The organism is Cutibacterium sp. LaCa_255 (assembly GCF_057458005.1).
In genome coordinates this window covers 1-24,553 of record NZ_CP190956.1, presented here as the reverse complement: position 1 = coordinate 24,553, position 24,553 = coordinate 1, and the positions used below count along the sequence as shown (strand labels likewise).

The following is a 24,553-nucleotide window of genomic DNA, read 5'->3' as shown; positions in this document are numbered from 1 at the left end:
GAGCACCCCATCATGTCAATCATCAAGGGCATTCTCGACATCGGCGCTGTGGTCATCCTGCCGATCGTGATGCTGATTCTCTGCCTGATCTTCAGGATGCCTTTCGGTAAATCCCTCAAGGCCGGTCTGATGATCGGTATCGGATTCTCCGGGCTTTCCCTCGTCATCGGATTCCTCATGACGTCCGTGCAGCCGGCAGTGGATTACTACCGGCACATGGGTGGAGGATTCACGACCGTTGACGTCGGCTGGGCGGCTGTCGGTGCGGCCTCATTCGGAGTGCCGTTCGCTGCCCCTGCCATCCTTCTTGTCGTCCTGATAAACGTCGTCATGATTCTCGCGAAGATGACGAACGTACTCAACGTCGACATCTGGAACTTCATCCACTTCCTAGTGCCCGGAACTCTGGCCTACGCACTGACGAACAACGCCTGGATCGGCCTGGCTGTCGTCCTCGTCCTTTCGGTCATTGACCTCATCGTCGCCCAGCGTGTCGCGCCAAAGTGGCAGGAATACTACGGTCTCACAGGAACGACATGCTCGACCCTTTCCTACATCACGTCGGCATGGCCCATCGCGATCGCACTGAACTGGGTCATCGACAAGATCCCCGGAGTGCGCAAGATTGACATCTCCATGGAGAAGGTCGGGGACAAGCTCGGATTCTTCGGCGACACCGCCTTCATCGGCCTTATTGTCGGCATCTTCCTGGGGCTCATGACTCGTCAGCCTTGGCAGGGAGTCCTCGTCATGGGTATGGGAATCGCCACCGTTCTGGTGCTCCTACCTCGGATGGTCTCGGTCATGATGGAGGGCCTGTCAACGGTGGGTGAAGGTGCGAAGACCTTCATGAAGCGTCACCTCGGAAAGAACAAGGACGGCAGCGAGCGCGAGCTCAACATCGGCATGGACGTCGCTCTGGCGCTCGGTGACCCGGCGGCAATCACCATCACCGTTCTGATGATCCCGCTGTGTATTGCCTTCGCATTCATCATCCCGGGTATGAACTACTTCCCGGTCGGCATGCTCACCGTGATCGTCTACATGATGCCGATGATCTGTCTGGCCTGCAACGGAAACATGTTCCGTTCCCTCATCATCGGGGCGATCTACATGTTCTTCGTTGAGTGGGGCGCGAGCTTCTTCGCACCAGAGGCCACTGCGATGATGCATGCCACCGGCGTTCAGGTTTCCGGCTCTGTGACTGATGCATTCTTCGGTTACAACCTTCCCAACGTCATCATCTCGCTCATCCACCGGATGTTCTGATCTGACGGAGCACAGTATCCCCGCGGCTATTTCCGAGCCTGTGAAAGCAGTGACAATATGAGCGTACTTCTGAACACCGAGCTTACAAATGTGAATGCTGAGGCTGCTGACCGTGATCAGGTCCTGACAGCCATGGCTCACCAACTTGATGAGTCTGGGGTGACCAATGCGGGATTCCTAGAAGCTTTGTTGAAACGAGAGGAGAATTATCCGACAGGCCTTCCCATCAGTGGCGGCGTGGCCATCCCGCACACGGATCCTCAGTACGTGACGCGGGACGCCTTGGCAGTCACGACCTTGCGCACTCCGGTGCTCTTCGGTCAGATGGGTGGGTCAGAGGAGGATGAGGTTTCGGTTTCCGTCGTCATTCTCATGGCATTGTCGAATGCGGATGATCATCTGAGCATGCTTCAGAACATCGTGAAATCCATTCAAGATGGCGATCTCATGAAAACGATCAGGAACGCTGCTGAACCAGAAGAGATTGTTTCCCTCGTCAGGGCGATGATACCTTCTGATACCGAGGCCGCCTGACGACAGCTGACACTGAATTGCATATCAGATTATGCAGCGCGACATCATGCCGCGAAAAAGAATGAGCTTGTATCACACATGACGTCGCACTGTATTCACATTCGATCCTGATTGTTTTGACATATGGTGGGGATCACCAAGACGACTTCGTCGTAGCAGTTGTTTTTGGAAAGGCTGAAGCATGAACAACAAGAGCACTGACGGACCCCTCGTCATCGCCATCGATTCATCAACGACCTCCACGAAGGCCATCGTCGTCGATGTCGACGGCAACGTGCTGGGCACCGCCAAGCGGCCCATCCAGTTGCGCACCCCGGCGATGGATCAGTACGAGCACAATCCCATCCGCTGGTGGGAGACCTCGCGGGACACAATCGGCGAAGTCATCTCCGGCCTCAGCCCCGCAGACCGATCCCGCGTCAGCGCCATTGGTGTGACGCAGCAGCGAGAGTCTTTCGCGCCGTTCAAGGCCGACGGCACGCCGTTGCGCAACGGCATCTTGTGGCTGGACGGCCGGGCCACCGAGCAGATCCGCGCCTATGGCACGGATCGCGTCCACCAACTGTCCGGAAAGCCGGCAGGCGTCACGCCCGCCATCTACAAGATGGCATGGCTCAAGCAGTATGAGCCGGACGCCTTCGCCCAGGCCGACAAGGTCATCGACGTCGGTGGCTACATCTGCTTCAACCTCACCGGCAGGTGGGCGACATCCGAGGCATCCGCCGATTCCCTCGGCCTCTTCGACATCGAATCACGCACCTGGGCGGACGAACTCCTCGAGATCGCTGGCGTCCGTCGCGATCAGATGGCTGATTTGGTTCCTCCTGCCGACGTCATCGGGGATCTGCGTCCAGAACTCGTCGCAGACTGGGGTCTGGACGGTCCGATTCCCGTCATTGCGGGCCTTGGCGACGGTCAGGCAGCCGGTATCGGCGCTGCCGCAATCACCCCGGACATTGCCTACCTCAATCTTGGCACCGCTGTGAACGCTGGCGTCGAGTCACCCACCTACAAGTACGACTCAGCGGTACGGACCCTGGTGTCCGGAATTCCCGGTGAGTACGTCTTCGAGGTGCTGCAGTCGTCCGGGTCCTATCTGGCCGGATGGTTCCGCGAGGCCCTCGGTGATCCGCGTCTCCTCGGTGAGCCCGACCCTGAGCTCGACGCCGCCGCCAGCACCATCCCGCCCGGCTGTGAGGGCCTCATCACCCTCCCGTACTGGAACGCTGTGCAGTCGCCGTACTGGGATCCGGTCGCCCGCGGAGCCGTGGTCGGTTGGCGCGGAACTCATTCCCGAGCGCACATGTACCGCTCCATCCTCGAGTCGATCGGCTTCGAGATGCGCTTCAACCTGGACTGCATCGAGAAACAGACCGGCGTCCGCATCACGACCTTGCGTGCCATGGGAGGCGGAACTCGATCCAAGCTGTGGCGTCAGATCATGGCTGACACCGCAGGTGTCCCCATCACAACATGCGTCGAGGACGAGATCTCAGCCCTTGGTGCCGCTGTCCTTGCCATGGCCGGAATCGAGGCCCACGGCAGCCACGACGTCGCCGCATCGGCGAAGGCGATGGCCCACTTCGGCGACACCACGGAGCCCGACATGTCCCTGCACGAGCAGTACAAGGACATCGCCGAGGTCCAGCATCGCCTCTACCCGCAGCTCCAGGAAGTCTTCGAAGACCTGCACACCTTGGCCAACAGATACCCCAGTACCAAGCCCGAGTCCCCCAAGGTCTCGTCCTGAGCCATGACCAACCTACGGTGGAGTGGAAGGTGCCAGTCGCGACATCTTCCACAACGCCGTCCGCCTCGCGATCGACAGCGAATACAGGAAGGACACGACATGCCAGTTTTCACCGTTCTGGGCGCAGGAGCCATGGGCACCGCGCTGTGCAAGCCCCTCGTCGAATCCGGATGGGAGGTGCACCTGTGGGGAACGTGGCTGGACGACCACCTCCTTGACTGCATCGAGAAGGGTGAGCCCCATCCCCGCATCAAGGTTGAGGCAGCTCCCGGAATCAAGACGTATCGCTCCGACGAGCTTGCGGTGGCCCTTGAGGGCTCTGACGTCGTTGACATCGCCGTCACCTCTGACGGCCTGCCGCGCGTCACCGAGATGCTGCTGGAACACCTCGGAGATCTGCGGGCTCTGTGCCTGACGGCCAAGGGCTTCTGGACCAATCCCGAAGGACGCATCACACTGCTGCCCGACGCCATTCGTGCCATCGCAGCTGACAAGGGGGTCTCCCTTCCCCCGATCGTCGCCATCGGTGGACCTGTCAAGGCCAATGAGTGCGCTGCCGGAGAGGTGACGGCGACGACCTTCTCCTGCACCGACTTCGACATCGCCAAGGGACTGGCAGCTGATGCGTCCACCGCCACCTACGGCATTCGTCCCAGTGACGACGAGGTCGGCGTCGAGCTGTGTGCTGCCCTCAAGAACGTCTATGCCATTGCCCTGGGCATCGCTGACGGTCTGGGAGAGGCGAGCGGCATCCCGCGTCACAACCTCAGGGCAGCGACCTTTGCCCAGGCCGTCCGGGAGATGTCCATCCTCGTCGACCATGCCGGTGGTCATGCTGAGACTCCCTACGGCCTCGCCGGGGTGGGAGACCTCGAGGTCACCGGTCTGTCCGGCCGAAACAAGCTGTACGGCGTTCGCCTCGGCAAGGGGGAACACCCCGATGACGCCCTGAAGAACATGAATGAACTCGAGCAGACGGTCGAGGGGTACCCGGCAGCTCCGCTGGCCGTTCGATTCGCCGGTCAGCTCGGTGTCGACGAGGAGACCGTCCCGCTGCTGCACACGGTGGCCCGCATCCTTCGCGGGGAGGCAGGCGACGTCTACAAGGCCGTCGCTGCTGCGGTCAAGCCCTGACAGGAATCTGCGACCCCAACAATTCTCCAACTCCAGCGGTGCGGTGCGGATCCATCGATCCGCACCGCACTTGTTTGTCTTTCAAGCCTTGACGACGCAGGACGATCCGTCACTCCACGAGCTTGAGACCAATGACACAGCCGACGATCCCGCCCAGCAGCAGGATCTTGGCCACCGAAACCGGCTCGGCACCGGTGATCATCGCGTAGGCGACCGTGACGACAGCCCCAATTCCGACCCACACCGCATAAGCCGTTCCGACGGGAAGGGACTTCATGGCCATCGCCAGGCCGAACATGCTCGCAGCACACCCGACAACGACGATGATGCTTGGGACGAGTTTGATGAACCCCTCGGATCGACCCATCGCGGTGGCCCACACCGCCTCCAGGGAACCGGACAACACAAGAATCAGCCATGCCATGACAGCAACCACCTTTTCAGGCCGTCTTGTCGCTGTCCGGGTACGGCTCCCTCGTCCGGGTCCCGCTGATCGGGGGCAGGACCATGCTCTCAAATGGGGGCGGCACCCTACCTGGCCCCCACCGGCCTCCTGCCAACATCAGCACGAACCAGTGGTGGCAAGGTCACCGTCGTCATCTCCTGGCAGCTACGGGCGTCTTCCACCAACCACGCCGGGCGTGCAACTCGATGCACGAACCGACGCACACAGCCCCTAAAACTTTCCCCTAAACGCAACAAAACCCCTTGTCACCAAGGGGTTTTGTTCGGTGGGCCTAACTGGACTTGAACCAGTGACCTCCGCCTTATCAGGGCGGCGCTCTAACCGACTGAGCTATAGGCCCGAACCTCGACCAGTTTCCCGACCGCGAGTTAAGACTCTAATGGATACTTAACGTTCGGAGCAAGTCGGGATCCAATCGAGGTGTCGTGCTCCACTTAGAACGCCACACCACAATGAACGATGACGTTGGAGTATGGCGTCGTCTCACCGGTTCGCACTACGAAGGAGACACTCGGAAGTGCCTTCTTCAGGTCTTCGTGACTGACGGCTTTGACCTCGTCGATCCGATTCCTCACCCACTCTTCCGGCTCGTGGCCGACAGCCTCGGTGGCGATCGTAGCCCCCTCGACGGCGACCTCATCCAGGATGGCGTCGAAAACCTCCTGGAACCTCGGAGTTCCCAGCACCAGCGCGAGATCAACCACCGGGACGTCCACGGGAATCGGCAACCCGGCGTCTGCCACGACGAAGGTCTGGGTGTGCCCCAACCTGGCTACCGCCGCACACAACTGGGGGTTGAGCAGTCCGCTCTTCTTCATGCTTGATCCCCTTGGCGAATGTTCTCGATCTCCCCAATGCTCGGGTAGGAGGCCTGTGCTCCTGGTTTGGTCACCGTCAGAGTCGCCACCGCAGTGGCGAAACGGCAGCCCTCGACAAGGCTGCGTCCGCGAGCCAGCTCAGCAGCCAAGGCACCGACGAAGGCGTCACCCGCACCGACCGTGTCGACAGCCACCGTTTTCGTTGCCGGCACCGAATCGAACCCTTCCGGTCCGCCGACGATGCAGCCGGCCGATCCCAGGGTGATGACGACACTGCGACATCCCAGATCCAACAACTCGCGCAGGGCGGCGTCAGGATCGTCTTCGAGGCGAGGTGTCGTCGACCCCAGCGCGGCAGCGACGAGGGCCGCTTCGTGCTCGTTGACCACCAGTGGATCGGCCATCCGAATGACCTCCGGGTCAACGTTGATGACCGGAGCCAGATTGAACACGAACCGCTCGGCGCATCGAGCTGCCTCGGCTATCCCGTCCCGCGGGATCTCCCCTTGGCAGACCACGACGTCAGCGCCCTCAACCCTCTCGGCCTGCGCATGCACGCTCGCAGCGTCGACCGACCCGTTGGCGGCCGCGATGACGATGATCGAGTTCTCCCCGGAATCGGCCACCATGACGACGGCAGTCCCCGTCAGGATGTCTCGACGCACCACACCGTCGAGGCCGACGCACTCCGAGAGCAGGGAGAGGGCTGTCTCAGCCGTCGGGTCGTTCCCGACAGCACCAACCATCTCCACCTGGGCTCCGCAACGTGCCGCCGCGAGGGCCTGGTTGGCTCCCTTACCGCCGGGGGTCAGGGTGGCCTGTCCCCCGGCCAGGGTCTCCCCCGGCCCGGGGAACCTCTCCACACCGACTCTCATGTCGGCATTGATCGACCCGACGACGGCGACCTTTCCGGATGCGGTCACGCATCGATCACTCATTCGTAGTCCTTCGCGTTGTCCTTCGTCACCAGCACCACCTTGATCGGGGTGGTCTTGGAAACCGTCTTGCCGGCCAGAATGTCGGCGGCCTGGTCCACCGCGGCCTTGCCGAGCAGAGCGGGCTGCTGGGCGATCGTCGCTCCCAGGGTTCCAGTCTTGACGGCCTTGATGCCGTCAGCAGTGCCGTCGAAGCCGACGATCTTGACGCCCTTGCCAGCCTTCGATCCCAGAGCGGAGATGGCGCCGATGGCCATCTCGTCATTCTCGGCGAAGATGCCAGCCGCCTTCGGGTGTGCCTGCATGAGGTTGGTCGTCACGTCGAGGGCCTTGGAGCGATCGAAGTTGGCGGTCTGCTTGGCGACCACCCTGATGCCCGGGTGCTTGGCGATCTCCCCGGTGAATCCCTTGCCACGGTCGCGGGATGCCGAGGCTCCTGGGGTTCCCTGCAGGTGGATGATCTCGCCCTTGTCGCCCATGATCTTGGCGAGCTCCTTGGCAGCCTCGACGCCACCGGCGACGTTGTCAGAGGCGATGAAGGAGGCGACGTCACCGCTGGAGGAGCTGCGGTCGACGGTGATGACCGGAATCTTGGCCTTGTTGAGGGCCTTGACCGAGGGGGCGACGGCGTCGGAGTCGGTCGGGTTGACGATGACGACCTTGGCTGCGGTGGACACCGCGTTGGCGAGCTGGTTGGCCTGAGTGGCGGCATCGTCAGAGGCATCCTGGACCTGGAGGTTGACCCCCTTGGCCTTGGCCTCCTTCTTGGCGCCGTCAACCAGCTGGACGAAGAAGGGGTTGGTCTGGGTGGAGACGGCCAGCACGACCGTCCCGGAGGCGGCCGATCCGGATCCGCCGTCGCGGTTGCAGCCCGCCAAACCAGTGGCGGCCATCGTCGCGACGACCGCCGTCGCGAGCACCTTGTGAGCAGTTTTGAACTTCATCGTTCTACCTTTCGTTTTTCAACAGTGTTTTTCAGTTGCCAATGTTGTGCTCAGGATTCTTTCTTGGACCTGAAGACGTCGAATCCGACAGCCAGGGCAATGACGCAGCCAATGACGACCTGCTGCCAGAAGGAGGACACGTTGAGAATGTTGAGACCGTTACGAATGACGGCCAGAAGAACAGCGCCAATGAACGTACCGCTCGCCTTTCCAGAACCTCCCGACAGGGAGGCGCCACCAATGACGACGGCGGCGATGGCATCCAGCTCATATCCCAGACCCGCCTGCGGCTGAGCCGAGGACAGTCGACCAGCCAGAACCAGACCTGCCAGACCAGCGAACAGACCGGCGAGAGCGTAGACGGCGACGAGGATGCGACGCACCGGGATACCGGAGAGTCGGGCAGCCTCCTCGTTGCCACCGATGGCGTAAAGGGACCGGCCGAGCACCGTGCGCGACAGGATGAACCAGCACACCACGCCAGCCAGGGCCAACATGATGACGGGAACGGGGATCGGCCCCAGGTCAGCGCCCAGGTGGTTCACTGCACCTGAGGTGGCAACCGGTGTTCCACCGGATATGACGAGAGTCAGGCCACGAGCGACGCTCATCATGGCCAGTGTCGCGATGAAGGCCGGCAGCTTTCCGTAGGCGATGGCCAGACCGGAGGCGGCCCCGGCGAGGAGACCGATGAGCAGGCCGATGATGAGGGTGAGCCATCCCGGCAGACCGACGTTGGAGAACATCCACGCCGAGACCATGGCCGACAGCGCGGCGACGGAACCGACCGACAGGTCGATGCCGGAGGTGACGATGACGAAGGTCATGCCGAAGGCCATGATGGCCACCACGGCTGCCTGAATGCCGATATTGATGATGTTCGGCACGGTGAGGAACACCGGGGTGGCAATGAGCAGGGCAATACACAGAATGATGAGACCGACAAGGGCACCATGATTGAGGGCCCAGGAACCAATTCTCCTACCGACTGACGGTTTTTGAGTGGTGGTTGTTGTTGCGGTGGTCACGATGATATTTCCTTTCCCGATCATCGCCGATCGAGACAAGACGACATTGCTTCAATACTTTTCGGATTCAGAAATGGTCATTCTGGTTTTTCATCGACGGGATCGACGGAGGCCACTGCCAACTCCATGACGGCATCCTCGGTGGCCGTCATGGCGTCCAGGGTCCCCATCGCCCGTCCGTGGGCCATGACGAGGATTCGATCGCTCATCCCGATTACCTCGGGCAACTCGCTGGACACCATGAGGACGGCTCCCCCGGCTTCGGTGACGGAGTTGATGAGCTGGTAGATCTCGACCTTCGCACCGACGTCGACCCCTCGGGTCGGTTCGTCGAGCAGCAGGATTGACGAGTCCGCGAGGATCCAGCGACCGATGACGACCTTCTGCTGGTTGCCACCGGACAGGTTGCGCACCGGCTGATCCAGACCGGCCATCCGCACCCGCAGTTTCTCGGCGACGTCCTGGGCTCGTCGTCGCTGGCCAGATCGATCAACCAGACCGGCGTGGGAGGTCGACTTCATGGTCGCGTAACCGAGATTCTCGTTGACCGAGGCGTCCAGGACCAGTCCCTGGGACTTGCGCTCCTCAGGCACGTGGCCGATGCCATGGGCAATCGCGCGGGATACCTTTCCGCCCGGAAGCTCCTTGCCATGAACGCGGACGGTTCCGGAGTCGTACTTGTCAGCCCCGGCAACGGCTCGCAGGACTTCGGTACGTCCGGCTCCCACCAGGCCGGCCAGGCCCACCACCTCGCCGGCATGCAGCTCGAATTCGACGTCCTGGAATGCCCCTTCACGACTGAGTCCCTTGACTGACAGCAGCACCTCTCCGACCTCACCGCGGTGGCGCGGGAACTGGTCGTCAATGTCACGGCCTACCATCATCTTGACCAGCTCGCGCTCGGTGGTGGAGGCGGGAACCTCACCGACGAGGATGCCGTCGCGCAGCACGGACACATCGTCACCAACGCGCGGAATCTCGTCGAGGTGGTGGGAGATGAACACCATCGCCACGCCCTTGGCCTTGAGGTCGTCCATCACCTCGAAGAGCTGACCGGACTCCTTGCGAGTCAGGGCAGCGGTGGGCTCGTCGAGGATGAGCACTCTGGCATCCATCGAGAGAGCTCTCGCGATCTCCACAAGCTGCTGGTGCGCAGTACTCAGCGACCCGACGAGCCGATCCGGGGAGACGTCCAGGCCAATCCGCTCCAGAGCGGCACGGGCCTGGGCTCGCATCGGACCCCAACTGACGAGTCCACCACGGCTGGGAGTACGTCCCAGCATGATGTTCTCTGCCACCGACATCTGTGGAACGAGGCTGAGCTCCTGGTGGATCGTCGCGATGCCCTCGGCCTCAGCAGCCTTGACGGTGGGAAGGTCAACAGGGTTGCCATCGATGACGATGGATCCCGAGTCTGGGTGGTAGATACCGCTCATCATCTTGATGAGGGTGGACTTTCCGGCTCCGTTCTCGCCGAGAAAAACGCGCACCCTGCCCGGGATGACGTCCACGGAAACGTCCTCAATGACCTTGACGGGCCCAAAAGCCTTACTGACGTGGTCCAGTCGAAGTACTGGCGATGTTGTCACTGGTCCTCCTTGACCATTCGGGTTGATGCCCTGACGATGAGATGGGTGTCCAGTCGAGCGGAGCTGGTCGGTTCACCAGCCATGGCATGGTCCAGCAGATCAACGGCCACCTTTCCCATGGCGTCGATGTCCTGGGCAACGACGGTGAGGGCCGGATTGGTGAGACTGAACACCGGAAGGTCGTCGAAACCGACCAGGTCGATGTCTTCACCGATGCGAACTCCCCTGTCGAGGCAGGTTCGCAGGGCTCCCATCGACATCAGCGAGTCGGAGGCGAAGACGGCGGTGGCACCGCGATCGATTAGTTGTCCGGCACCGACGCGTCCCGATTCCTCCTGGTAGTCACCTTCCACCACGAGGTCATCGACGACGTCGACATCATGCTCGGCCAACAGCTGGCAGTAGGCCTGGTAACGCTCCAAACCAGTCGACGTCTGTTGGGGTCCGGTGATGAAACCGATCCTGCGGTGCCCACGTTCCAACAGGTGATCGACGGCCTCCCCCATTCCGTTCCACGGATCAGAGGTGACGGAGGGCAGTGACGACCCCGCGACCTCACGGTCCACGCAGACCACCTGGACCCCGTCGTCGACCAGGTCCTTGACGGCATGCTCTCCCAAGCCGGTCGGGGTGACGATCGCACCGTCGACTCGCTGACGACGAAGGGTGTCGACGTATCGGTTGAACTGGTCAGGGGACTCGTCGGCGTTGCACAGCAAGGTGGCCCAGCCATGGGCCAGACAGGCGTTCTCCACAACTGATGCCAGTTCGGCAAAGTACGGGTTTCGAATGTCCGGGACGACCAGACCAATGACGCCGGTGTGGGCCGAACGCAGCGACCTGGCATGAGCGTTCGACAGATAGCCGAGCTCCTTGGCCGCCTTGCGCACTGCAGTACGCGACGCTTCCGAGGTCGCGGAACTGCCATTGAGAACGCGAGATGCTGTCCCGAGGGACACACCGGCCAGCTTGGCAACGTCCTTGATCGTCGATTTGCGATCCACCTTGCCCTCCTCTCATCGTCGAGTCCGAGGTCGCCGGGGCCTGTCCCCGACCTCACCCGTGGAAACGTTTCCACAGATGTATGGCATAAATGAAAGCAAACGAGGAACCCGGTGTCAAGGGAATTGGCAGCGGTCCTCGTCAAACCCGTGTGGTTGGCATGTGACGACTCGGTTGACAACGCAAAACGTCCCCGGATGCGCACCATCCGGGGACGTTCTCCACGCTTTCAGGGCCCTCAGTCCTCCGCGAGGGTCACCTCCAGACCACCCATGATCTCCGCAGCCAAGTTGTACAGGAAGCTGAACAGAGTCGAGATGGCTGTGAACAGCACCGCGTTGATGGCACCGATGAGGGCCGTCAGACCCAACACTCGGCCAGTGTTGACGTAATCGGACAACTGGAACTTCGAGTTCGAGCTCGGGGAGCTGATGAGGTCGTTGACCACCTTGTTCATCGAGTCGAAGGCACCCGAAGCACCGATGATGCCCCAGATGATCCACGTTGCGATGAAGAAGATGATGGCACCGGCGACACCGAAGAGCAGGGAGGTCTTCATGACCGACCACGGGTCAACACGCGTCAGACGCAACCGGGCTTTACGAGTACGCCTGGCAGCGCGGGCGGGCTGATGCGCCTGGGCGGGACGGGAATCCGGCTGATTGGGCGCCTTCTCCCACTTCGTCGCTCTCGCGTCGGCGCGCTTCACCGCAGGGGTCGACGCCGTCGTCCGCTTGCGATCAGACTCTTGACGCGGATCGGGGCGCTGCCGGCCCGTCTCCTGGAAGGTACGACGAGCGTCACCGGCAGTCCAGTGCGTCGCCTCTGGATCATCGGGACCCGGATGCGTCACCTTCTTCTCGTCACTCACCGTTGTCCTCCGGCTTCATGTCGCTTTCCGCCGTATCGACGGTACGGTCGTCGTCCACAGTATCGCCTTGCGGAAGCACATCCCCGGATTCGGTCTGCGTGGCACCACCTTCGGCGGTTTCCACAGCCTTTTCCTCGACGTCCTCCTCGACCTGGTGCTCAGGATTCACCGCGATGATCGAGACGGCGTCGTCACCGTGCACGGAGACGAACTTCACCCCCATCGTCGAGCGTCCCTTGGCGGGAACCTCAGAGACGGCCGACCGTGTGATCTGACCCGAGGTCTTGATGGCGATAATCTCGTCAGCCTCGCTGACCACCAGGCCACCGACGAGGGAACCACGCTCCTCGTTCAGGGCCATGGCCTTGATGCCAAGGCCACCACGTCCCTGCTGACGGTACTCCGAGACGGCGGTGCGCTTGGCGTAGCCACCGTCGGTCGCAGTGAAGATGAAGCGGTCGTCCTCAGGCATGTCGGAGTGAATGATCGACATCGACAGCAGCTCGTCGTCACCACGGAACTTCATGCCGGTCACGCCGGAGGTGGCACGACCCATCGGCCGCAACTGGTCATCACCGGCGGAGAACCGGATCGCCTGACCTTTGCGGCTGATGAGCAGGACGTCGTCCTCGGCCGAGCACTGCTCGGCACCGATGAGCTCGTCGTCCTCGGTACGGAAGTTGATGGCGATGACGCCGGCCTGACGGGAGGAGTCGTAGGCCTTGAGGGCAGTCTTCTTGACCAGGCCCCTACGGGTTGCCAGCAGCAGGTACTCGGCGTCCTCGTAGGAGCGCAGGGTCATGACCTGCGCGATCTTCTCATCGGGCAGGAAGCTCAGCAGTCCGGCGACGTGACCACCCTTGGCGTCACGGCCGGCCTCCGGCAGCTGCCACACCTTGGTGCGGTAGACACGGCCCATGTTCGTGAAGAAAAGGATCCACTGGTGGTTGGTGGTCGTGAACAGCTGGGCCACCTCGTCGTCAGCACGCAGGCTGGCACCGCGAACACCCTTGCCACCGCGCTTCTGCACGCGGTAGAGGTCAGTGCGAGTGCGCTTAGCGTAACCACCACGGGTGATGGTGACGACGACATCGTCGTCGGGGATGAAGTCCTCCTCGGAGAAGTCCCCGTCAGCCGCGATGATGCGGGTGCGACGCTCGTCACCGTACTTCTCGACGATCTCGGCGAGCTCGGTCGAGATGATCTCGCGCTGACGATCCTCGCTGGCCAGGATGGCCTTGTACCCGGCGATGAGACGCTCGAGTTCCTCGAGACGGTCGATGATCTTCTGACGCTCCAAGGCGGCCAGACGACGCAGCTGCATGTCGAGGATGGCGCGAGCCTGGATCTCGTCGATGTCGAGCAGCTCCTGCAGGCCGGTGCTGGCGGCCTCGGTGTTCGGGGAGCGACGGATGAGGGCGATGACCTCGTCGAGCATGTCGAGGGCCTTGACGAGGGCCCGCTGGATGTGGGCGTCCTTCTCGGCCTGGGCCAGACGGTACTCGGTACGCCTGCGGATGACCTCCATCTGATGATCGATCCAGTAACTGATGAACTGATCCAGACGCAGGGTGCGCGGCACGTTGTCCACCAGGGCCAGCATGTTGCAGCCGAAGGTGTCCTGCAGAGCGGTGTGCTTGTACAGGTTGTTCATGACGACGCGCGGCTGGGCATCCCTCTTGAGGACGATGACCAGACGCTGACCGGTACGGGCCGAGGAGTCGTCACGAATGTCGGCGATGCCGTTGATGCGACCGGAGTTCACCAGGTCGGCGATCTTGGTGGCGAGGTTGTCGGGGTTGCACATGTAGGGCAACTCGGTGACGACCAGGCACTGGCGTCCCTTCTTGTCCTCCTCCATGTCGATGACGGCACGCATCGTCACCGAGCCACGGCCGGTCCGATAGGCGTCCTCGATTCCCTGACGGCCCACGATGAGCGCGCCACCGGGGAAGTCAGGACCCTTGATCCGCTCCATGCACGCCTCGAGTAGCTCCTCCTGGGAGGCCTCGGGGTGGGTCAGGGACCACTGCACGGCCTCGTTGATCTCACACAGGTTGTGGGTCGGGATGTTGGTCGCCATACCGACCGCGATACCCGAGGAACCGTTGACGAGCAGGTTGGGGAACCGGGCGGGCAGGACGACCGGCTCGGTCTCCTTGTTGTCGTAGTTCGGCTGGAAGTCGACGGTGTCCTGGTCGATGTCGCGGACCATCTCCATGGCCAGCGGAGCCATCTTGCACTCGGTGTATCGCATGGCGGCCGCGCCGTCATTGCCCTGGGAACCGAAGTTGCCCTGACCCTGGACCAGCTTGTGGCGCATGGCCCACGGCTGGGCCAGACGCACCAAGGTGTCGTAGATGGCCGAGTCGCCGTGCGGATGATACTTGCCCATGACGTCGCCGACGACACGGGAACACTTGTTCCAGCCGCGGTCGGGACGGTAGCCGCCGTCGTACATCGCGTAGATGACGCGACGGTGCACCGGCTTGAGGCCATCGCGCACGTCGGGCAGTGCTCGCCCGACGATGACGCTCATCGCGTAGTCGAGGTAGGCATTCTGGATCTCGTCGCGAATCTCTACCGGCTGGATCCCGACGTGGCGGCCGGTCACCAGTCCTTGATGGTCGGCCTGGTTCTGCTCGTCGGGCTTCTCATCGTCAGCCATGGAGTGTCCTTTGAATGATCAGTGGATGAGGGAAGGGTTCGAGGGAGTGCTCAGATGTCGAGGAAGCGGACGTCCTTGGCATTGCGCTGGATGAAGGACCGGCGCTGCTCGACGTCCTCACCCATGAGGATGGAGAACATCTGGTCGGCCAGGGCGGCGTCCTCGAGGGTCACCTGGAGCAGCAAACGCTTGTCGGGGTCCATGGTGGTGTCCCACAGATCCTCGGCGTCCATCTCGCCCAGACCCTTGTAGCGCTGGATCGGGTTGACCTGAGGCAGCTTCTTGCCATGGGCCAGACCGTCCTGACGCAGCAGGTCACGCTCCTCGTCGGAGTAGGCCAACTCGTGGGGAGAGTTCGTCCACCGCAGCCGGAACAGCGGCGGCTGGGCCAGGTAGACGTGACCGGCGTCGATGACTGGGCGCATAAACCGGAACAGCAGGGTCAGCAGCAGGGTGCGGATGTGCGCGCCGTCGACGTCAGCGTCAGCCATGAGGATGATCTTGTGGTAGCGCAACTTATCCAGATCGAAGTCCTCGTGGACGCCGGTTCCCAGCGCGTTAATGATCGACTCGATGGTCTCCGAGCTCAGCGCGCGGTCGAGCCGGGCCTTCTCGACGTTGAGGATCTTGCCTCGCATCGGCAGGATCGCCTGGATCCGCGGGTCGCGACCCTGGGAGGCCGAGCCACCGGCGGAGTCACCCTCCACGATGAAGATCTCGCACTCCTCCGGGTTGGTCGAGGAGCAGTCCTTGAGCTTGCCCGGCAGGGAGGTCGAGCCCAGCAAACCCTTGCGGTTACGGGCCAGGTCGCGGGCCTTGCGAGCCGCGACACGCGCCTGGGCGGCCGCCTGGGACTTGCGGACGATGTTCTTGCCCTCGTTGGGGTTCTCCTCGAACCAGTCGGAGAGCTTCTCGTTGAGAGCCTTCTGGACGAAGGACTTGGCCTCGGCGTTACCGAGCTTGGTCTTCGTCTGGCCCTCGAACTGCGGTTCGGTGAGCTTGATGGAGACGACGGCGGTCAGTCCCTCGCGGATGTCGTCACCGGAGACGCGGTCCTCACGCTTCTTGATGAGTCCCCAGGTCTCGCCCCACCGGTTGACGGTGTTGGTGAGAGCGGCACGGAAGCCCTCCTCGTGGGCGCCACCCTCGATGGTGTTGATGGCGTTGGCGAAGGTGTGGACGCTGGTGGTGTACGAGGTGTTCCACTGCATCGCGATCTCCAGACCCATGCCCTCTTCGGGACGATGAGACTCCAGGGAGATGATGGTGGGGTTGATGACGTCGCGGGTACCCGTGAGGAAGCGGACGTAGTCCTTGAGGCCCTCGTTGTAGAGGAAGTCCTCGTGGATGGGATTGCCGTCCTCGTCGACATGACCTTCACGGCGGTCAGTCAGCATGATCCGCAGCCCCTTGTTGAGGAAGGCCATCTCGCGGAAGCGGTTCGACAGGGTCTCGTATTCGAAGACGATGGAGTCGAAGATCTCGTCGGAGGGCTGGAAGCGCACCGTGGTGCCCTCGTGTTCGTCAGGGCCAAGGGCCTCGAGCTGCTCCAACGGGCCGTCCGGCTCGCCCAGGCTGAAGGACTGACGCCAATGGTAGCCGTCCCGCCGCACCTCGACGATGAAGTGGGAGGCCAGGGCGTTGACGACCGAGGAACCGACGCCGTGCAGACCGCCGGAGACCTTGTAGCCGCCGTTGCCGAACTTGCCGCCGGCGTGCAGCTTGGTCAGCACCAGGGTGACGGTGGGGATGTGCTCGACGGGGTGCTCCTTGACCGGGATACCACGTCCGTTGTCGGTGACCTGGCACCAGTTGTCGTCGAGCAGCTCGACCTGAATGGTGTCGCAGTAACCGGCCATCGCCTCGTCGACCGAGTTGTCGACGATCTCGTAGACGCAGTGGTGCAGACCGCGCTCACCGGTGGAACCGATGTACATACCGGGACGCTTCCGGACGGCTTCCAGACCTTCCAGGACGGTGATCTGACCGGCGTCATAGGATCCGTCGACGGTCGTCGGGGAAAGATCCGAGTCGAGGACGTCAGGATGATCGGTGGCGTCGATGAGAAGGTCCTCGGGGGTGTCCCCGTCGGTCACGGACTCGGGCATCTCGGGCTGGCTCACGGGCAATGCGCTCCTGTGTCTCTGCAGAGGTCACGGTGACCTCCGGGGTTGGCGTCACCGTCGGATGTCATGCGCCGACGGAGAGCCCAACGCTCCGATGTTACCGCAATCCTGCGCGGTACCGGACACCGGAACCCGCGAGACGGACGTTGAGAGGGTCTGTGAGCGATTCGACCCCCATCCCCGACCACGGGGTCCGGGATGGGGGTCACGGCGTCAGCAGCGGTACACCGCCTCTCACACCTCGGTCAGCTCAGGAGCGATCAGCGTCAACCCCGGCGCCCGCCAGGAATCCACGCCCCTGGCCAGTCACCGTCACCTCCTCGCCCGCCGGCAGCCATGCCGATTGACCACGATTCAGTTCACAGTCTTCATCGCCGCAGTGAGCAACCAGCTGTCCCTCCGTGACGAGGAGAATCCGACCCAGGTCGGTAGCCGGAAGCGAGAGAGTGTCATCGTGTCCCTGCAGGGCCCACAACCGGAATTCCGGGAACTCGGCGCGGTAGAGGCCCACTCCTGAGGACACCTGAACCGCGTACTCACCGACGCACGGCTCGGGAGTCATGATGGCATGGTCGAGCAGGGCATCGACGTCGACGTACTTGCTCGTCAGGCCACCACGCAGGACGTTGTCGGAGTTGGCCATGATCTCAACACCGGTGCCACCGAGGTAGGCATGCATGGTGCCGGCTCCTAGGTGAATCTGCTGACCAGGTGCCAGTCGCACCCGGTTCATGAGCAGGGCGACGAGGATGGACGGGTCACCGGGATGGTCCTCGGACAGCTCGACGGCGGTGCGCGCCAGGCCCCGAACAGCCTCGTCAGTGCCCTCCTCAAGATACGTGCGAGAGGCTGCCACGACTCCTTCCACGACGGTTACGACCTTCTCGTCACCCGAGAGCACTGTCGCGACGACCTTGGCCAGTCCGTCGTCCTGGCCCAGTGGCGCGAGCACCTCATCCAGTCCGTCGAGCTTCCCCAGTCCCGATAGCAGAACCAGGGAGGAGGACGGGTCACGGAAACCACACAGAGCGTCGAAATCCGTGAGAGCGACGATCATCTCGGGCTTCGGCCAGTCGTCACGGAAGATGCGAGTGGGATCACCCAGGCCCACTCCCGCCTCGTTCTCAGCGGCGAATCCCCTCTCGGCCTGCTCACGCGACGGGTGGGCCTGGATACTCAGGGCATGGGAGGCCGACAGGATCTTGAGCAGGAAGGGCAAGCGATCACCAAAGGCGTCACGGCTGGCCCGCCCGAGTTCCTCGGGGTGGTCAGCCAGCCACTGATCCAAGGTGACGCCGCCGGCCAGAACTGACGAAGCCTTGGGGTGAGCCCCCAGCCAGTACTCAGCCCACGGCTGTCCATTCGGCTGCTCGCCGAGAATCTCGGGGATTGCCTGATCCGATCCCCAGTCGTAGTGCTGAACCTCACCGACCAAACGCTGCATCTGACCTCCTCATGGTCGAGTACAACGTTACGGGTATCACCCCATGTGAGCTATATTCTCGCGGGTTCTTCGCTCAGTGCCGACGCCCTCAAGGGTCAGTGATCTCAGCCATAGGTGTCGCGCGGTCCACGACCCGGCACTGACCTGGAACCGTGTTTCCAACTGGGAGCAGTGGGGCCCTCGATGATGACCCTGGTGACGGTCCCCTCGCCCAGCCGACGATTGAGTTCGGCAACCAGCTGTGGCGCGATGGTGCGCAAGGAGGTCGCCCACACCGTCGCCTCGGTACGGACGGTCAGGACCGTGCCCTGATACTTGACCGGACGGGAGTGCTCAGCATTGGTCGGACCGACGAGTTCTGGCCAGCGTGAGAGGACCAGGTGCAGGTTGACCTGACGTCCCCATCCCTTGGACTTCACAAGGTTGGTGAAGGCATCCCCCAGGGCCATCGGGTCGCGGGCATCCTTTCCCGGGCCAGACCATGTCGGGGGATTGGGAGAACGACGACGTCTCCTCACCGTGGAGCGTCGAGGTGGTGGCAACAACACCTCACCGGCGTCGTCACGACGCGGGGTTCCCGCCGGTTCACCACGGGAAGCCCGAGCGATGGCCAGGGCGACGTCGACCCCCTCGTCGTCATGATCGGCTGCCAGGCGACGGTCCTCGTCGGAAGGGATGACCGGGTCGCGCGGATCAACTCCGTCAGTCATCGTCACTCCCCTCATGGAGCAGCACCTGGCCGCCACCGACGTCGAACCTCTCCCCGCGCAGGATCTCGGGAACGTCCGAGGCTACTGCGGCCGTCACCAGGACCTGATCAGCCTCGATGACTGAGGACGCCAGCCGTCCACGTCGAGTGGCGTCAAGTTCGGCGAAGACGTCGTCGAGGACGAGAACAGGCTCGATGCCGTCGTCCCGCAGCAACTGGAAGGACCCCAGCCGCAAGGCCAGCGCCAATGACCACGATTCACCATGGGAGGCATACCCCTTGGCCGGCATTTCCCCGATGTGCAGGACGATGTCGTCACGTTGTGGACCGACGAGGGTGACGCCACGGATGAGCTCGTCGGCTCGCCGTTTCGCCAGGGCGTCGAGGAATCGGTTCGCCAGCTCCTTGCGGTCGATGGGCTCGGGGATCTGGCCCTCCTGGGGAGGTGACCACAGTCCGTCGAGGTCGATGGTCGACTTGTACGAGGCGGTCACCAGGTCATTGACCGGGGCGATCTCACGGTAGGCGGCCGAGGTCAGTGGCATGACAGCCGACAAGGTGTCGAGGCGAGCTGACAGGAGCTCGGCACCGATGGTGGCCAACTCGTCGTCCCAGATCTCCATGGTCGCGCCGATCTCGGCTCCCGCCGACGGTCCCCTCCCAGCCAGGGACTTGAGCAGAGCATTGCGCTGTTTGAGGACGCGCTCATAGTCCGACTTCACCCCGGCCATCCGCGGCCATCGTGTCATCACCAGCCCGTCGAGGAAGGTGCGACGATCTGACGGATCACCACGGACGATGACAAGGTCATTGGGCGAGAACACCACGGTTCGCAACACCCCGAGGATCTCGCGAGGTCGAGTCAGTGGAGCGCGATTGATCCGTGCCCGATTGGCACGCCGCGGATTGATCTCGACCTCGAGGAGCAGACTGCGGGAATCCTCGGCCCCGGCACGGACTCGGCCGCGCACCACGGCCTGATGAGCTCCCAGCCTCACCAGCGGGGTGTCATTGTTGACGCGGTGTGACGACAGGGTGGACAGGTATTCCACGGCCTCGACGAGATTGGTCTTCCCCTGACCGTTGAAACCGATGAAGGTCGTCACCCCCGCTGTCATGGGGACGTCGGCGCGGACGTAGGAGCGGAAATCGACCAGTTCGAGACGCTCGACGAACATCCGGACCTCCCTCCGACCGCTGTCAGGCCGTCCGAACCAGGCTACCGGAGCGCGTTGTTCACAGCCATGGCCTGCCGTGCAGGACGACGCAGCCCTCGGGCAGGAGTGGATCATCACCGCTGCGAATGGCATCGACGACGGCTTCCGGTTCGGACAACGGCGCAGGACCGTCTCCTCCCCACTCCAACGCACAGCGTCGGCTGGTGGCCACCAGCCGGAAGGCCGATCGATCCGCCTCCGAGGGAGCGACGATGAAGACGAGACTGCCATCGACGAGGGCCGTCATGTCGTCGTCGAGAACGGCCAACAGGTCTTGCGACCCGGAGTCACAGGCATCACAGGCACAGTCGGGGACGATGTCAAAGGGGTCGGCGTCGGAGGTGACGGATAGCCCGACGAGGGGAACCTGGTCGAAGGTGACGACGGAGACATACAGCGGCAGGGTGTTTCCGTGCGGGCTTGACCAACGCTGCTGCAACCGGTCCTCCCCCTTGGCCATGGTGTCGACGTCGACGTCGCACAGGGTGGAAAGGGCCTGCTGCCAGGCTTGCAGACGCAGCACGAGAGCTCGATACCGCTGTGGATCGGTAACCCTGCTGTACTCCTCCTCGGCCGCTATCTGGTTGTCAGCGTGGGGATCGGGCCAGGAAGGCGCGTTGAGGGCATCGAAGACGCGGTCGACCTCGGTCTGGACGTCAGCGATGGTTGTCATGCCAACAGTGTGGCAATCCCACTGACTGGACGATCCAGCACCCCATGCCCCTGGTCCACAAGTCAGAGTGCTATGGAACCTCCACGAGTCAGCCTTGTCGGACCATGCCCGTCGACAAGGCCCATTAGTGTCGTGGGATCGGTCAGGAGGGAAGCCTCATGAGCATGATGACGTGGCGGTAATCCGTCTCCGGCTTGCCGTCGAGATCATTGAGTCCGGTCACCAGGCAGGGCTTGCCGGGAGCGGTGAAGGAGAAGTGGACGTAAGGGGTGTCCAAGGCACCGAGGGCGTCGGACAGGTAGTGCGGGTTGAATCCAGCCGCCGTGATGGAGGGCTCTCCGTCAACGTGATTGGTAACGATGGCCTCGATGGCCTCGGAGGCCTGGGCCTGGTCACCGGTGGCGGCCGACAGGGCGACCGAATCGTCATTGATGACCATGCGCAGCGGGGTGTTGCGCTCGGCCACCAGAGAGACACGACGCACCGAGTTGATGAGCTCGTCGGTACGAGCGCGCACCGATCGGGTGGCCTTGATGTCCATGAGGTGACGAACCTTGGGGAATTCTCCACTCAGCAGACGGGTGGTCATCCGGCGCACACCGTTGGCACCATCACCCTCGAAGCCAACCAGGCCCTCGCCGCTCTCGCCCGAGGAGAGGTTCACGGTGACGTGCTCACCGGAGGTCATTGAGCGGGCGGTCTCGTTCATAACCTTGGCTGGCACCAGGGCGGTGGCCTCGGCGTCGGTGGCGGCCGGATTCCAGGTGATCTCCTTGAGGGCCATGCGGTAACGGTCGGTGGCCAGCAGGGAGAGGACCTCGCCGTTGATCTCGACGCGCACGCCGGTGAAGACCGGCAGCAACTCGTCACGTCCAGCGGCCACGACGACCTGGGCGACAGCCCGGGAGAAGACATCGGCCTCAACGGTTCCGGTGGCAGCCGGCATCTGCGGCAGATCGGGGTACTCGTCGACCGGCAGGGCCTGCAGGGTGAAGCGGGCAGATCCACAGACCAGATCCATCTTGGCGGGATCCGTGGTGATCTGGACCGGCTTGTTGGGCAGGCTGCGCGCAATGTCGGCCAGCAGCTTGCCGGAAACCAGGGATTCGCCGGGCTCGTTAACCTGGGCGGGAAGGGTGATCTGGGCGCTGGTCTCGTTGTCGGAGGCAGACATCACGACGGAGTCACCCTCGGCGCGTACGAACAGTCCAGCCAGGATCGGCACTGTCGGCCGGTTCGGCAGGCTGCGGGCAGCCCAGGCGACAGCTTCGGCCATGACATCGCGTTCCAGACGGATTTTCACTGCGTCCCCTTGACTTGGCGTCTTGCACCCCATGGTGCTTGCAGGTCGATCATATCCATGCCACAGGACGAATCGCACCCACGGGACGCCAACGTTGAGGGTGCGGTCGGCGATGTCGGGGAAAATTCCGTCAGTAGATCTCGTCGGGTGAGCAACGGCGAAGGAGGCCTTGTCCCCAAATCCACACCCACAGATTTTTAAGAGATGGAGATGTATGTCCTTTCTTCATCGTCATAACCGCTGTGGATCTTGTGGATAATGCCTGAAACCCGTAGTCACAGAGTATTTGGTGATGTGGATGACGACGTGGACCGGATGTGTGTCGAAGGGGTTCCTGTGGACGGCCGACGTTGTCCCATGGTTGTCCCCCGACTATCCACTGGTTTTCCACACCTGAGTGTGGGGATGGGGATGAACGCGTCCGCGCGTGGGTCAACGACGGTGCCTGGGGTGGGAATGGGTTCTGCGCTGATGGTTGCGGGCCGGGAATGGGCAGACAGCAGCATGACCGGAGGGACGGCTGATGGGGCTGTCCTGAAGGCGCCCAGAATTGTGGAGAGCCGCTCAGTACTGCTTGATGCGGTTGGTGATCTCGGAGACCTGGTTGAAGATCTGACGCTGCTCCCCCATGAGAGCGCGGATCTTGCGGTCGGCGTGCATCACCGTGGTGTGGTCCTTGCCACCGAACTCAGCCCCGATCTTGGGCAGCGAGAGATCAGTCAGTTCACGACACAGATACATGGCGATCTGGCGAGCAGTGACGAGAGTCTGGGCGCGCGAGGTGCCCAGCAGGTCGTCAGTGGAAATGTCGAAGTAGCTGGCCGTCTCGGCGATGATTCGCTCGGGAGTCACCGGGGTCTCTCGTCCCTCCGGAATGAGGTCCTTGAGGACGACCTCGGCCAGCGAGGTGTCCACCGGCTGTTGGTTGAGGCTGGCGAAGGCCGTCACCCGGATGAGGGCGCCTTCGAGCTCACGAATGTTGGTCTGGATGCGGCTGGCGATGAACTCCAGCACATCCGGCTCGACCTCGATCTTCTCGGCCGCAACCTTGCGTCGCAGGATGGCGATTCGGGTCTCCAGGTCCGGAGGCTGAATGTCGGTCAACAGACCCCACTCGAATCGGCTGCGCAGGCGGGGCTCGAGGGCCTCCAACAGTTTCGGCGGCCGATCGGAGGTCATGACGATTTGCTTCTGGGCGTTGTGGAGGGTGTTGAAGGTGTGGAAGAACTCCTCCTGGGTCTGGATCTTCGACTCCAGGAACTGGATGTCGTCGACCAGCAGGACGTCAACGTCGCGGTAGGAGCGACGGAATTCCCTGGTGCGGTTGGTGCCGATGGCGTTGATGAAGTCGTTGGTGAGTTCCTCGGTGGAGACATACTTCACCTTGACGTTGTCGTAGTACGACATCACGTAGCGACCGATGGCGTGCAGCAGGTGGGTCTTGCCCAGTCCGGAGCCGCCATAGACGAGCAGCGGGTTGTACGACTTGCCGGGAGCCTCGGCGACGGCGACGGCAGCCGCGTGGGCGAACCGGTTGGAAGCGCCGATGACGAAGGAGTCGAAGGTGTACTTGGGATTGAGCCGGATGCCCTCGTCATCATCGACACTGGGGGTCGGCTGGGTGGAGGGTTCAGTCGCTCCGACGGTGACCTTGGGAACGAATTGGGCCGGTGGGACGGGAGCCTCTTCCTCCTCGTCGTCATGTTCGGGGGCACCGAGGGCCAACTCCAGATCGGGGTCGATGGTGATGGCGAGATGGATGCCCTTGTGGAACTGGTCGGAGAGGAGTTCCTCGAGCTCATGCCGCATCTTGGACTCGACGCGTTCACGGGCGAACTCGTTGGGGACGGCGATCATGACGGTCGAGCCGTGCATCGTCACCGGTGTGGTGTTGGACAACCACGCCCGGTTGGGTTTGGAGACCTTCTTGAGGATTTCGTCCCAGGCCGCGTTGAGTGCTTCGGTGGGATCACTGTCAGCCGGCTGCGAACTCATCGGTGGGGGTAGCACGGCGTCCGGATGGATCGGCGCGGGACGGGGGTGGTCGGCGTCGCCGAACGGGGTGTCGGACAT

The 24,553-nt window shown here is 62.8% G+C and carries 20 protein-coding genes, 1 tRNA gene and 1 riboswitch; of the genes, 4 read left to right on the top strand and 17 right to left on the bottom strand.

Going from position 1 to position 24,553, the window contains the following annotated elements:
• Positions 1–12: 12 nt before the first annotated feature.
• From ACP8ML_RS00105 to ACP8ML_RS00090, 4 genes are all read left to right on the top strand, one after another.
• The gene (locus ACP8ML_RS00105) at positions 13–1,269 is read left to right on the top strand and encodes a PTS transporter subunit IIC (RefSeq protein WP_065672929.1); all 1,257 of its coding nucleotides are present in this window, start codon (positions 13–15) and stop codon (positions 1,267–1,269) included.
• A gap of 57 nt (positions 1,270–1,326) precedes the next feature.
• Positions 1,327–1,803: a PTS sugar transporter subunit IIA gene (locus ACP8ML_RS00100; RefSeq protein ID WP_065672928.1), complete on the top strand. Its 477-nt coding sequence runs from the start codon at positions 1,327–1,329 to the stop codon at positions 1,801–1,803.
• Positions 1,804–1,984: 181 nt separating this feature from the next.
• Positions 1,985–3,553 carry a xylulokinase gene (locus ACP8ML_RS00095; RefSeq protein ID WP_117188304.1) on the top strand — a complete coding sequence of 523 codons (1,569 nt, stop codon included), beginning with the start codon at positions 1,985–1,987 and terminating at the stop codon, positions 3,551–3,553.
• Positions 3,554–3,652: 99 nt separating this feature from the next.
• On the top strand, positions 3,653–4,687 hold the full coding sequence (locus ACP8ML_RS00090) for an NAD(P)H-dependent glycerol-3-phosphate dehydrogenase (protein WP_065672927.1): 1,035 nt from the start codon (positions 3,653–3,655) through the stop codon (positions 4,685–4,687).
• A 109-nt stretch (positions 4,688–4,796) separates the two neighbouring features.
• Here the strand turns inward: ACP8ML_RS00090 and ACP8ML_RS00085 are convergent, their stop codons facing one another.
• The 17 genes from ACP8ML_RS00085 to dnaA all read right to left on the bottom strand — a co-directional run bounded on the left by ACP8ML_RS00085 (position 4,797) and on the right by dnaA (position 24,553).
• Positions 4,797–5,111: a DMT family transporter gene (locus ACP8ML_RS00085; protein WP_117188306.1), complete on the bottom strand. Its 315-nt coding sequence runs from the start codon at positions 5,109–5,111 to the stop codon at positions 4,797–4,799.
• Positions 5,112–5,126: 15 nt separating this feature from the next.
• A riboswitch (guanidine-III (ykkC-III) riboswitch) is annotated at positions 5,127–5,192 on the bottom strand.
• Between the two features lie 227 nt (positions 5,193–5,419).
• Positions 5,420–5,493: transfer RNA gene (locus ACP8ML_RS00080), tRNA-Ile, on the bottom strand.
• A gap of 94 nt (positions 5,494–5,587) precedes the next feature.
• Entirely contained in the window at positions 5,588–5,971 is a 384-nt protein-coding gene (rbsD, locus tag ACP8ML_RS00075) for a D-ribose pyranase (protein ID WP_117188308.1), read from the bottom strand.
• Positions 5,968–6,909 carry a ribokinase gene (locus tag ACP8ML_RS00070; protein ID WP_065672924.1) on the bottom strand — a complete coding sequence of 314 codons (942 nt, stop codon included), beginning with the start codon at positions 6,907–6,909 and terminating at the stop codon, positions 5,968–5,970. Before ACP8ML_RS00070 ends, rbsD begins: the two co-directional genes overlap by 4 nt.
• On the bottom strand, positions 6,906–7,850 hold the full coding sequence (locus tag ACP8ML_RS00065; protein WP_016666606.1) for a D-ribose ABC transporter substrate-binding protein: 945 nt from the start codon (positions 7,848–7,850) through the stop codon (positions 6,906–6,908). Before ACP8ML_RS00065 ends, ACP8ML_RS00070 begins: the two co-directional genes overlap by 4 nt.
• Positions 7,851–7,900: 50 nt before the next feature.
• Complete coding sequence (locus tag ACP8ML_RS00060; protein WP_117188310.1) at positions 7,901–8,902, bottom strand: ABC transporter permease; 1,002 nt, start codon at positions 8,900–8,902, stop codon at positions 7,901–7,903.
• Positions 8,903–8,955: 53 nt separating this feature from the next.
• Entirely contained in the window at positions 8,956–10,467 is a 1,512-nt protein-coding gene (locus ACP8ML_RS00055; protein ID WP_065672923.1) for a sugar ABC transporter ATP-binding protein, read from the bottom strand.
• Positions 10,464–11,471: a LacI family DNA-binding transcriptional regulator gene (locus ACP8ML_RS00050; RefSeq protein WP_065672922.1), complete on the bottom strand. Its 1,008-nt coding sequence runs from the start codon at positions 11,469–11,471 to the stop codon at positions 10,464–10,466. The genes ACP8ML_RS00055 and ACP8ML_RS00050 overlap by 4 nt, the downstream gene beginning before the upstream one ends.
• A 236-nt stretch (positions 11,472–11,707) precedes the next feature.
• Positions 11,708–12,340: a DUF3566 domain-containing protein gene (locus ACP8ML_RS00045; protein WP_016666602.1), complete on the bottom strand. Its 633-nt coding sequence runs from the start codon at positions 12,338–12,340 to the stop codon at positions 11,708–11,710.
• The gene (gene gyrA / locus ACP8ML_RS00040) at positions 12,333–15,008 is read right to left on the bottom strand and encodes a DNA gyrase subunit A (RefSeq protein WP_117188312.1); all 2,676 of its coding nucleotides are present in this window, start codon (positions 15,006–15,008) and stop codon (positions 12,333–12,335) included. Before gyrA ends, ACP8ML_RS00045 begins: the two co-directional genes overlap by 8 nt.
• Positions 15,009–15,058: 50 nt before the next feature.
• Complete coding sequence (gyrB, locus tag ACP8ML_RS00035; protein WP_171048519.1) at positions 15,059–17,116, bottom strand: DNA topoisomerase (ATP-hydrolyzing) subunit B; 2,058 nt, start codon at positions 17,114–17,116, stop codon at positions 15,059–15,061.
• Positions 17,117–17,384: 268 nt separating this feature from the next.
• Positions 17,385–18,578 (bottom strand): mannose-6-phosphate isomerase, class I, encoded by a 1,194-nt coding sequence (gene manA, locus ACP8ML_RS00030; protein ID WP_117188315.1) that lies wholly within the window; start codon positions 18,576–18,578, stop codon positions 17,385–17,387.
• Positions 18,579–18,682: 104 nt separating this feature from the next.
• Positions 18,683–19,288 (bottom strand): DciA family protein, encoded by a 606-nt coding sequence (locus ACP8ML_RS00025; protein ID WP_065672918.1) that lies wholly within the window; start codon positions 19,286–19,288, stop codon positions 18,683–18,685.
• A complete protein-coding gene (gene recF / locus ACP8ML_RS00020) occupies positions 19,281–20,465 on the bottom strand; it encodes a DNA replication/repair protein RecF (RefSeq protein ID WP_486702972.1) in 1,185 nt (394 codons plus the stop codon). The genes ACP8ML_RS00025 and recF overlap by 8 nt, the downstream gene beginning before the upstream one ends.
• Before the next feature lie 58 nt (positions 20,466–20,523).
• Positions 20,524–21,177 (bottom strand): DUF6226 family protein, encoded by a 654-nt coding sequence (locus ACP8ML_RS00015; RefSeq protein ID WP_016666596.1) that lies wholly within the window; start codon positions 21,175–21,177, stop codon positions 20,524–20,526.
• Between the two features lie 142 nt (positions 21,178–21,319).
• The gene (dnaN, locus tag ACP8ML_RS00010; RefSeq protein ID WP_021108128.1) at positions 21,320–22,480 is read right to left on the bottom strand and encodes a DNA polymerase III subunit beta; all 1,161 of its coding nucleotides are present in this window, start codon (positions 22,478–22,480) and stop codon (positions 21,320–21,322) included.
• Positions 22,481–23,044: 564 nt separating this feature from the next.
• Positions 23,045–24,553: a chromosomal replication initiator protein DnaA gene (dnaA, locus tag ACP8ML_RS00005; protein WP_117188319.1), complete on the bottom strand. Its 1,509-nt coding sequence runs from the start codon at positions 24,551–24,553 to the stop codon at positions 23,045–23,047.